This window comes from Streptomyces sp. UNOC14_S4 (genome assembly GCF_020740835.1).
GTDB lineage: Bacteria > Actinomycetota > Actinomycetes > Streptomycetales > Streptomycetaceae > Streptomyces.
The window spans coordinates 17,682-28,371 of the sequence record NZ_JAINFC010000032.1 but is presented as its reverse complement, the minus strand read 5'-3'; the positions used below and the strand labels follow the sequence as shown (position 1 = coordinate 28,371).

Genomic DNA, 10,690 nt, shown 5'->3' with positions numbered 1-10,690 from the left:
CCCCCGCACTCCAGGCCACCGGCCCCACCGGCCCGTACCGCTATGCGGACCCGGCTCTTTCGTCAACGGACGCAATCAGGCCAACTTGTTGTCGCGCTCCTGACATGTGCGCGGGTGCGGTGGCACTCTTCCCTCCACCGACGCACGGCCTCCCCCCACGGCATCGGCGGCCGGTCGTCGTTCCCGCGCTCGTCGGTACGGGCCCGCCCCAACGGGCCCCGCAGTTCCCCTTGTTCTCCCGGTTCTCCTCGCTCTTCCAGTTCTCCTCGTTTCCCAGTTCCCTCGGTTCTCCCAGTCCCCACACGTTCGTGTTCTGCCTCGCTCTGCCCACCGAGTGACCGTTCGCAGAAGGAGTCAGTGTGAGACCCACCCCCCATCGGCGCGCAGTCGCCACCGGCGCGATCGTCGCCGTCACCGCCGTGCTCGCGGTCGGCGCCCAGACCGGTGCCGCCAGCGCGAAGTCCGAGCGCGCCCCCGAAGGCCGGAAGGTCGTCGCCAAGGCCGACCCCGGCGCCCTGCCCGCCAAGCTCTCCCCCTCGCAGCGCGCGGAGCTGATGCGCGAGGCCAACGCGACCAAGGCGCAGACCGCCAGGGCCCTGGGGCTCGGCGCCAAGGAGCAGCTGGTCGTCAAGGACGTCGTCAAGGACGTCAACGGTGCCGCCCACACCCGCTACGAGCGCACCTACGACGGACTGCCGGTGCTCGGCGGCGACCTGGTGGTCGACACGACCAAGGGTGGCACCGTCAAGAGCGTCGCCAAGGCGACCAAGGCCAGGGTCGCGGTGGCCACCACCACGCCGGGGCTCGCCGCCTCCGCCGCCGAGAAGGCCGCGGTCAAGGCCGCGAACGACAAGGGCTCCAAGGCCACCAAGGCCGACCGGGCCCCGCGCAAGGTGATCTGGGCGGCGAACGGCACGCCCGTCCTCGCGTACGAGACGGTCGTCGGCGGCCTCCAGGAGGACGGCACGCCCAACCAGCTGCACGTCGTCACCGACGCGAAGACCGGCAAGAAGCTCTTCGAGTACCAGGGCATCAAGACCGGCACCGGCAACACCCAGTACAGCGGCCAGGTCCAGCTCGGCACGACGCAGTCCGGCGGCTCGTACACGCTCAACGACGCGACGCGCGGCGGCCACAAGACGTACAACCTGAACCACGGCTCCTCGGGCACCGGCTCGCTGTACACCAACAGCACCGACGTCTGGGGCAACGGCTCCAACAGCGACCCGGCCACGGCGGGCGCCGACGCGCACTACGGTGCCGCGCTCACCTGGGACTACTACAAGAACGTGCACGGGCGCAGCGGCATCCGCGGCGACGGCCAGGGCGCGTACAGCCGGGTCCACTACGGCAACAGCTATGTCAACGCGTTCTGGGACGACAGCTGCTTCTGCATGACGTACGGCGACGGCTCCGGCAACGCCAAGCCGCTCACCGCGATCGACGTCGCCGCGCACGAGATGACGCACGGCGTCACCTCCGCCACCGCCAACCTCACCTACAGCGGGGAGTCCGGCGGGCTGAACGAGGGCACGTCCGACATCATGGCCACCGCCGTGGAGTTCTGGGCGAACAACCCGAGCGACCCGGGCGACTACCTCATCGGCGAGAAGATCGACATCAACGGCAACGGCACCCCGCTGCGCTACCAGGACAAGCCCAGCCGGGACGGCCGTTCCAAGGACGCGTGGTACTCCGGCATCGGCGGCGTCGACGTGCACTACTCGTCGGGCCCGGCCAACCACTGGTTCTACCTCGCGTCCGAGGGCAGCGGCCCGAAGGACATCAACGGCGTGCACTACGACAGCCCGACCTCCGACGGGCTGCCGGTCACCGGCATCGGCCGGGACAACGCCGCGAAGATCTGGTACAAGGCGCTGACCCAGCGCATGCAGTCCAACACCAACTACGCGGGCGCGCGGGATGCGACGCTGTGGGCGGCCGGCGAGCTGTTCGGCGTCGGCAGCGAGACGTACAACAACGCGGCCAACGCGTGGGCGGCCGTCAACGTCGGCAGCCGGGTCTCGACCGGGGTCTCGGTCACGTCCCCCGGTGACCAGACGAGCATCGTCAACACCGCGGTCCAGCTCCAGATCAAGGCGACGAGCTCGAACTCCGGCGCGCTGACGTACGCGGCGAGCGGGCTGCCCGCCGGTCTGTCGATCAACTCCACGAACGGCCTCGTCTCCGGCACCCCGACCACCACCGGCACGAGCACGGTGACCGTGACGGTGAAGGACTCCGCGGGCAAGACCGGCACCGCGACCTTCAAGTGGACGGTGAACGCCTCGGACGGCGGCAGCGTCTTCGAGAACACCACCCCGGTGGCGATCCCCGACGCCGGTGACCCGGTCACCTCGCCGATCGTCGTGACCCGCAGCGGCAGCGGCTCCTCGGCGCTGAAGGTCACCGTCAACATCACGCACACCTACCGCGGCGACCTCCAGATCGACCTGGTGGCCCCGGACGGGAAGACGTGGCGGCTCAAGGACTCCGACGCCTGGGACTCCGCGGCGGACGTGAAGGACACGTACACGGTCGACGCGTCGGCCTCGAACGCGACCGGCACCTGGAAGCTCAAGGTGCAGGACCTCTACGCGGGCGACTCCGGCACGATCCAGAGCTGGAAGCTCAGCTTCTGAGCGACCTGAACTGAACGACCCATGATCAGACGCCGCCCGGGGTGAGCCGACTCCCCCGGGCGGCGTCTCACCTGTACGGGGCCCGGGTCAGGAGAACGCCACGTCCAGGACGAAGGACACGGCCAGGCACACCAGCATCGCGGGCAACAGGACCGTCGCGCCGCGTGCCACGATCCAGGACGCCCGGGGCCTGCGGTCCGTGAGCGTGCCGAACAGCGCCATCGGCACCCCCAGGCAGAGGAAGAGCGCGGCCGCGAAGATCCCCGCGAGCCAGCCGAACCAGGCCGAGGGCGTCACGGAGTAGTACGCGCCCCCGCTCTTCGTCACCGGCACGCGGTGGCCCCTCGTGTACTCCGTCTCGATGCTCGCCAGGGGGTCGGTGGTCCTGCCGTCGTCGGAACGGAACGGTCCGTGGCACACCGTGTGGGAGCTCCTGCCGAAGCCTTCCGTTCCGCACCACTGGACGGTCAGCGTGCCGGTGGTGCCGACGAGCCCGAAGCTGCGCGGCAGGCCGGGAACGGAGAACGCGCCGCAGGTGACGGCCAGCACGAGGACGCAGGCCCCCGCGAGGCGCTGCCCGACGTACCACTTCCGGCGGGCGGGCGGCCCGGGCTGCGCCGCGCCCCGCCCGCTCTGCCTCCTGCGCCGCTGTCTGCTCCTGCCGCCCATGTGCCTGTCCCCCTCGCGGACCTTCGCGGACCTTCACGGACCCGGAAACGGATCACCGGCCCACGGTAGGGAACAGGCCACACGTCAGCGTCGGCGGGTCACCGCCGACACCGCCGGCACCGGCGGCGGGTCACCTCAGCAGCACCCCGGCCCCCTCCACCGCCGTCTCCGGCGGCAGGGTGACCAGGCCCATCTCCGCGCCGCTCGCCAGCAGCCGGTGCGCGGGCAGGATGCGCACGGTGTAGCCGAACGGGCCCGTGCGGTCGAGGGTCAGCGGGCCCTCGTAGAGGCGGCGGCCGTCGAGGCCGGGGCCGCCGGTGGCTTTCAGGGGGAACGTGGACGTCCGGCTCAGCCGGTCCGCCGGGTCGACGCGCCCGGTGACGACCTGCACCTCGACGTCGGAGGGCGACAGCGAGCCGAGCGAGACGCTCACCCGCAGGGACATCGTGGAGCCCAGCTCCGCCGTGCCGTTGAGCGCGGTGTCGGAGACCGCCTCGACGTGGTCGACCGCGACGCCGGGCCAGGCGTCCCGCACCCGTCGCTTCCAGGCGGCCAACTCGGCCGCCGTCTCCGGGCCCAGGGCCCGCTGTGCCTCGGCGGCGGGCCCGTACAGCCGCTCCACATACTCCCGCACCATGCGCCCCGCGAGAACCTTCGGCCCCAAGGTGGTGAGGGTGTGGCGGACCATCTCGATCCAGCGGCCGGGCAGGCCGCCCGCGGCCCGGTCGTAGAAGCGGGGCGCGACCCGCTCCTCCAGCAGCCGGTAGAGGGCCGTGGCCTCCAGGTCGTCGCGGCGGTCCTCGTCGGTGGCGGCGCCGTCGGCGGTGGGGATGGCCCAGCCGAAGTCCGGCTCGTACCACTCGTCCCACCAGCCGTCCAGGACGGACAGGTTGAGACAGCCGTTGAGCGCGGCCTTCATGCCGGAGGTGCCACAGGCCTCCAGGGGGCGCAGCGGGTTGTTGAGCCAGACGTCGCAGCCGGGGTAGAGCTTCTGCGCCATCGCCATGCCGTAGTCGGGCAGGAAGACAATGCGGTGGCGCACGCGCGGGTCGTCGGTGAACCGCACGAGCTCCTGCACGAGGCGTTTGCCGCTGTCGTCGGCGGGGTGGGCCTTGCCGGCGACGACGATCTGGACGGGCCGCTCGGGGTGCAGCAGCAGCCTCATGAGCCGGTCGCGGTCGCGGAGCATGAGGGTGAGGCGCTTGTACGAGGGGACGCGGCGGGCGAAGCCGATGGTGAGGATCCCGGGGTCGAGGACGCCGTCGATCCAGCCGAGTTCGGCGGTGCCCGCGCCGCGCGCGCGCCAGGAGGCGCGCAGCCGGTGCCGCACCTCCTCGACGAGCTGTTCGCGCAGGGTGCGGCGGAGCTCCCAGATGTCGGCGTCGGGGATGTCGGCGACGGCGTCCCAGCGCGGGGAGCCGCCGACGGCCAGGGCGTCCTCGGCGCGGCCCGCGCCGATCTGCCGGACGCCGAGACCGAGCACCTCGGGGGCGACCCAGGTGGGGGCGTGGACGCCGTTGGTGACGGAGGTGATGGGCACCTCGTCGGCGTCGAAGCCGGGCCACAGGCCGGCGAACATCTGGCGGCTGACCTGGCCGTGGAGGGTGGAGACGCCGTTGGCGCGCTGGGCCAGGCGCAGGCCCATGACGGCCATGTTGAAGAGGTTGGGCTCGCCGCCGGGGTAGCTCTCCATGCCGAGTTCGAGGACGCGTCCGACGTCGATGCCGGGGAGTTCGCCGCCGGGGCCGAAGTGGCGGGCGACGAGCTCGCGGTCGAAGCGGTCGATGCCCGCGGGGACGGGGGTGTGGGTGGTGAAGACGGCGCCCGCGCGCACGCTCTCCAGGGCGGCGTCGAAGTCGACGCCCCGCTCGGAGAGTTCGCGGATGCGTTCGAGGCCGAGGAAACCGGCGTGGCCCTCGTTGGTGTGGAAGACCTCGGGCTCCGGGTGACCGGTGAGGCGGCAGTAGGTGCGGACGGCGCGCACGCCGCCGATGCCCAGGAGCATCTCCTGGAGCAGCCGGTGCTCGCCGCCTCCCCCGTAGAGCCGGTCGGTGACGTCGCGCTCGCCGGGGGCGTTCTCGTCGACGTCGGAGTCGAGGAGGAGCAGCGGGACGCGGCCGACGCGGGCCTGCCAGATGTAGGCGAGCAGGCTGCGGCCGCCGGGCAGGGCGAGACAGACGCGGCTGGGGGTGCCGTCGGCCTCGCGGAGGAGGGAGAGCGGGAGCTCGTTGGGGTCGAGCAGGGGGTAGTGCTCCTGCTGCCAGCCCTCGCGGGAGAGGGACTGCCGGAAGTAGCCGTGACGGTAGAGCAGTCCGACGCCGACGAGCGGGACGCCGAGGTCGCTGGCGGACTTCAGGTGGTCGCCCGCGAGGATGCCGAGGCCGCCGCTGTACTGCGGGAGGGCGGCGGTGATGCCGAACTCGGGTGAGAAGTAGGCGACGGCGGCCGGCAGTCCTTCGGGCTGTTCCTGGTACCAGCGGCGGCCGGTGAGATAGTCGTGCAGGTCGTCGGCGGCCGCGGTGAGGCGGCGACGGAAGCGGCGGTCCTCGGCGAGGGCGGCCAGCCGCGCGGCGGAGACGCTGCCGAGCAGCCGCAGCGGGTCACCGGCCGCGGCCTGCCAGCCCTCGGGGTCGACGGCCTGGAAGAGCTCCCGGGTCTCGGGGTGCCAGGACCAGCGCAGATTGCGCGCCAGCTCGCTGAGCGGTCGTAGGGACTCCGGAAGGACGGGGCGCACACTGAATCGACGAATGGCCTTCACCGTCACGACGGTAGCGCCGCGGCGGCCCCGGATCGCGCGTGTTGGGGTCAACTCCGGGGCGCCGTCGGAAGCAGGCGGGGCGCACGTGCGCGGCATCGGCCGGATGCACAGATATACCTGCCGAGTTGAGGGCTCCCGCCGTACGCGCCACGTCCGGTCATGGCCGGTCACCTGCCGCATCCGTATGAGAACGGCCTACGTCACGCGCATAACGGGCCCTCCGGCGCGCGGACGGCGCGAGGGCCGCGCACCGCCGCCGAGTGCGCCCGGCCGCCCCGCCGAGCCGCCCCCTCTCCCCTCGCGGCGCATTGCACACGATCGGCCCAACGGGGAGACTTCGTAAGGGTGACGGAGTGCTGGCCGCCCTCGCCGCTCGGTGCCACGGGAACGCCGGGAATCCCGGGAAGAAACCCGGGAAGAAACTACGCACCGGTAGTTCTCGCGGGGCGGGCATGCTCGCCAGGTGCCGGTGGGAAAGCTCCATCGGTACGCAGTGAACTCCCCGTGTCCGCCCTTTCGTCCGACGGCTTCGCCCCACAGACGTCCGGTAGGTTCCCTGCCCGCACCCACCCGGGTGAAAGCGGCGGGGAGGAGCCATGCCCGCACCCGGAAGGCAAGGGGCCGAGCCGATAGAAAGAAAGCACCGCCCGCATCCCTTTTGAATCCGCTGCCGTTTTCTCGAATTCCCAGGTGATCCCATGATCGGTCGCATTCCCGTCCTGGACCTCGGACCGCTCGTGGACTGCGGCCGCAGACCGGTCAAGGCGGTGGTCGGCGAGACCTTCCAGGTGACGGCCACGGTGTTCCGCGAGGGCCATGAGGCGCTCGGCGCCAACGTGGTGCTGCGCGGACCGGCCGGCCGGTGCGGCCCGTGGACGCCGATGCGCGAGCTCCGGCCGGGCACGGACCGCTGGGGCGCCGAGGTCACCCCGGACGTCGAGGGCCGCTGGACGTACGCGGTGGAGGCGTGGGGCGACCCGGTGGAGACCTGGCGGCACGCGGCCCGGATCAAGATCCCGGCCGGGATGGAGCACGACCTGGTCCTGGAGGAGGGCGCGCAACTGCTGGAGCGCGCGGCCGCCGGGGTGCCCAAGAACGAGGGCCGCGAGGCCGTGCTGGCCGCCGTCGACGCCCTGCGGGACCGCGCCCGCGATGCCGAGGCCCGGCTCGCCGCCGCGCTCGCGCCCGAGGTCACCGCGGCGCTGGCCACGTACCCGCTGCGCGAACTGGTCGGCTGCAGCCGCCAGGTGCCGGTGCTGGTCGAGCGGGAGCGGGCGCTGTTCGGCTCGTGGTACGAGATGTTCCCGCGCTCGGAGGGCGCCCGGGTCACGGAGGGCAGGCCGCCGGTGAGCGGCACCCTGCGCACGGCGGCGCAGCGGCTCCCGGCGATCGCGGCGATGGGCTTCGACGTGGTCTATCTGCCGCCCGTCCACCCCATCGGCACCTCCTTCCGCAAGGGCCCCAACAACAGCCTGACCGCGGGCCCGTACGACGTGGGCAGCCCGTGGGCGATCGGCTCGGCGGACGGCGGGCACGACGCGCTCCACCCGGACCTCGGCACCTTCGAGGACTTCGACCACTTCGTGGCGAGGGCCCGGGAGCTGCGCATGGAGGTGGCGCTGGACTTCGCGCTCCAGTGCTCGCCCGAGCACCCGTGGGTGGGCAAGCACCCGGAGTGGTTCCGCCACCGCGCGGACGGCTCGATCGCGTACGCCGAGAACCCGCCGAAGAAGTACCAGGACATCTATCCGCTCTCCTTCGACGAGGACTTCGACGGCATCGTCCGGGAGACGCTGCGGGTGCTGCGCCTGTGGATGGCGCACGGCGTGCGCATCTTCCGGGTCGACAATCCGCACACCAAGCCGGTGGCCTTCTGGGAGAAGGTCGTCGCCGAGATCGGCCGTACCGATCCGGACGTGGTGTTCCTCGCCGAGGCGTTCACCCGGCCCGCGATGATGCGGACCCTGGGGGCGGTCGGCTTCCAGCAGTCCTACACCTATTTCACCTGGCGCAACACCAAGGGGGAGCTCGTCGGCTATGTCAACGAGCTGGCCGGGGAGGCGGCCGCGTGCATGCGGCCGAACTTCTTCGTGAACACCCCCGACATCCTGCACGCCTATCTCCAGGAAGGCGGCCGCGCGGCGTTCGAGATCCGGGCCGTGCTCGCCGCGACGCTGGCCCCCTCGTGGGGTGTCTACGCCGGTTACGAGCTGTGCGAGAACACCCCGCTGCGGGCGGGCAGCGAGGAGTATCTGGACTCCGAGAAGTATCAGCTGCGGCCCCGGGACTGGGCCGCGGCCGAGCGCGAGGGCCGCAGCATCGCTCCGCTGCTCACCGTCCTCAACCGGCTGCGGCGGCGGCAGCCCGCGCTCCGCAGGCTGCGCAACGTGCGCTTCCACGACGCCGACAACGAGGCGGTCGTCGCGTATTCCAAGCGGGTGGGCGACTCGTGCGTCCTGACGGTCGTCAACCTCGACCCCCACCACACCCAGGAGGCGACGGTCTCGTTGAACATGCCGGAACTCGGCCTCGCATGGCATGAGTCCGTCCCGGTGCGCGACGAGCTCACCGGAGAGACCTATCACTGGGGCAGGGACAACTATGTGCGCCTGGAGCCGGGCCGTTCCATCGCGCCCGCGCACGTGTTCTCCCTGCGACCGTCCTCACCGATCGGAGGGTCACCCACACCATGATCGTCAACGAGCCCGTCCCCGACACCTTCGAGGACACTCCCGCCAAGGATCGCGATCCCGACTGGTTCAAGCGCGCCGTGTTCTACGAGGTGCTGGTCCGGTCGTTCCAGGACAGCGACGGCGACGGCATCGGCGACCTCAAGGGTCTGACGGCCAAGCTGGACTATCTGCAGTGGCTGGGCGTGGACTGCCTCTGGCTGCCCCCGTTCTTCGCCTCGCCGCTGCGCGACGGCGGCTACGACGTCTCGGACTACACCGCGGTCCTGCCCGAGTTCGGTGACCTCGCCGACTTCGTGGAGTTCGTGGACGCGGCCCACCAGCGGGGCATGCGCGTCATCATCGACTTTGTCATGAACCATACGAGCGACCAGCACGAGTGGTTCCAGCAGTCCCGCTCGGACCCCGAAGGGCCCTACGGCGACTACTACATGTGGGCCGACGACGACAAGCAGTACCAGGGCGCGCGCATCATCTTCGTCGACACCGAGTCCTCCAACTGGACCTTCGACCCGGTGCGCAAGCAGTACTACTGGCACCGCTTCTTCTCCCACCAGCCGGACCTCAACTACGAGAATCCGGCCGTGCAGGAGGAGATCATCGCCGCCCTGCGGTTCTGGCTCGACCTCGGCATCGACGGCTTCCGGCTCGACGCCGTGCCGTACCTCTTCGCCGAGGAGGGCACCAACTGCGAGAACCTCCCCCGGTCCCACGAGTTCCTCCAGCGGGTGCGGACCGAGATCGACGCCCACTACCCCGACACGGTGCTGCTCGCCGAGGCCAACCAGTGGCCCGAGGACGTCGTCGACTACTTCGGCAGCTTCGAGAACGGGGGCGACGAGTGCCATATGGCGTTCCACTTCCCCGTGATGCCGCGCATCTTCATGGCCGTGCGCCGGGAGTCCCGCTACCCCGTCTCGGAGATCCTGGCCAAGACCCCGGCCATCCCCGAGCGCTGCCAGTGGGGCATCTTCCTGCGCAACCACGACGAGCTCACGCTCGAGATGGTCACCGACGAAGAGCGCGACTACATGTACGCGGAGTACGCCAAGGACCCGCGGATGCGCGCCAACATCGGCATCCGGCGCCGCCTCGCGCCGCTGCTCGACAACGACCGCAACCAGATCGAGCTCTTCACGGCGCTCCTGCTCTCCCTGCCCGGCTCGCCGATCCTCTACTACGGCGACGAGATCGGCATGGGCGACAACATCTGGCTCGGCGACCGCGACGGGGTGCGCACGCCCATGCAGTGGACGCCGGACCGCAACGCCGGCTTCTCCTCCTGCGACCCCGGGCGGCTCTACCTGCCGACCATCATGGACCCGGTCTACGGCTACCAGGTCACCAACGTGGAGGCGGCCATGAGCAGCCCCTCCTCGCTGCTGCACTGGACCCGCCGGATGATCGAGATCCGCAAGCAGAACCCGGCCTTCGGCCTCGGCACGTACACCGAGCTGTCCTCCAGCAACCCCGCGGTGCTGGCCTTCCTGCGCGAAGTGCGGATGCCGGGGCAGCGGGACGACGACCTGGTCCTGTGCGTGAACAATTTCTCGCGCTTCGCACAGCCGACCGAGCTGGATCTGCGGGCCTTCAACGGCAGGCACCCCGTGGAGCTCATCGGCGGGGTGCGCTTCCCCGCGATCGGCGAGCTGCCCTACCTGCTCACGCTGGCCGGGCACGGGTTCTACTGGTTCCGGCTGCGCAAGAGCGCGCCGCCCCCGCCGGGACACTGACCCCGGCCCGGGCGCGGCCCGTCGCCCCGTGTCGCCAAGGCCGCGTCCGGGCGGTTTCCCCCTGCGAACCCTGGGCACGCTCCCTACTACGTACGAGCGGGCCGCACGGCACGCCCCGTCCCCCGGGGCGCCTCGGCCCGCCGCCGAGGCCCCCGAGGCCGACAGCACGCACCGCACGCCTCGCACGCGCCGGTCGCA

Annotated in this window: 5 protein-coding genes; 3 read left to right on the top strand and 2 right to left on the bottom strand. The window is 71.3% G+C overall.

Going from position 1 to position 10,690, the window contains the following annotated elements; genetic code table 11:
* The first annotated feature begins 359 nt into the window (after window positions 1-359).
* Complete coding sequence (locus K6I34_RS05250) at window positions 360-2,642, top strand: M4 family metallopeptidase (RefSeq protein WP_229322883.1); 2,283 nt, start codon at window positions 360-362, stop codon at window positions 2,640-2,642.
* Window positions 2,643-2,729: 87 nt separating this feature from the next.
* Here the strand turns inward: K6I34_RS05250 and K6I34_RS05245 are convergent, their stop codons facing one another.
* Both K6I34_RS05245 and glgP read right to left on the bottom strand, forming a co-directional pair.
* Window positions 2,730-3,311: a hypothetical protein gene (locus tag K6I34_RS05245; RefSeq protein ID WP_229322882.1), complete on the bottom strand. Its 582-nt coding sequence runs from the start codon at window positions 3,309-3,311 to the stop codon at window positions 2,730-2,732.
* A 130-nt stretch (window positions 3,312-3,441) separates the two neighbouring features.
* Window positions 3,442-6,069, bottom strand: coding sequence for an alpha-glucan family phosphorylase (glgP, locus tag K6I34_RS05240; RefSeq protein WP_229322881.1), 2,628 nt, complete (start codon window positions 6,067-6,069; stop codon window positions 3,442-3,444).
* Between the two features lie 698 nt (window positions 6,070-6,767).
* Here glgP and K6I34_RS05235 point away from each other — a divergent pair.
* Window positions 6,768-8,762, top strand: coding sequence for an alpha-1,4-glucan--maltose-1-phosphate maltosyltransferase (locus K6I34_RS05235; protein WP_229322880.1), 1,995 nt, complete (start codon window positions 6,768-6,770; stop codon window positions 8,760-8,762).
* Window positions 8,759-10,492 (top strand): maltose alpha-D-glucosyltransferase, encoded by a 1,734-nt coding sequence (gene treS, locus K6I34_RS05230; RefSeq protein ID WP_229322879.1) that lies wholly within the window; start codon window positions 8,759-8,761, stop codon window positions 10,490-10,492. Before K6I34_RS05235 ends, treS begins: the two co-directional genes overlap by 4 nt.
* Window positions 10,493-10,690: the final 198 nt, after the last annotated feature.

Excerpts from the sequence above, each read along its gene's own strand:
- K6I34_RS05245 (WP_229322882.1), bottom strand. The coding sequence starts at position 3,311 with ATGGGCGGCAGGAGCAGACAGCGGCGCAGGAGGCAGAGCGGGCGGGGC.
- K6I34_RS05235 (WP_229322880.1), top strand. The coding sequence starts at position 6,768 with ATGATCGGTCGCATTCCCGTCCTGGACCTCGGACCGCTCGTGGACTGC.
- treS (WP_229322879.1), top strand. The coding sequence starts at position 8,759 with ATGATCGTCAACGAGCCCGTCCCCGACACCTTCGAGGACACTCCCGCC.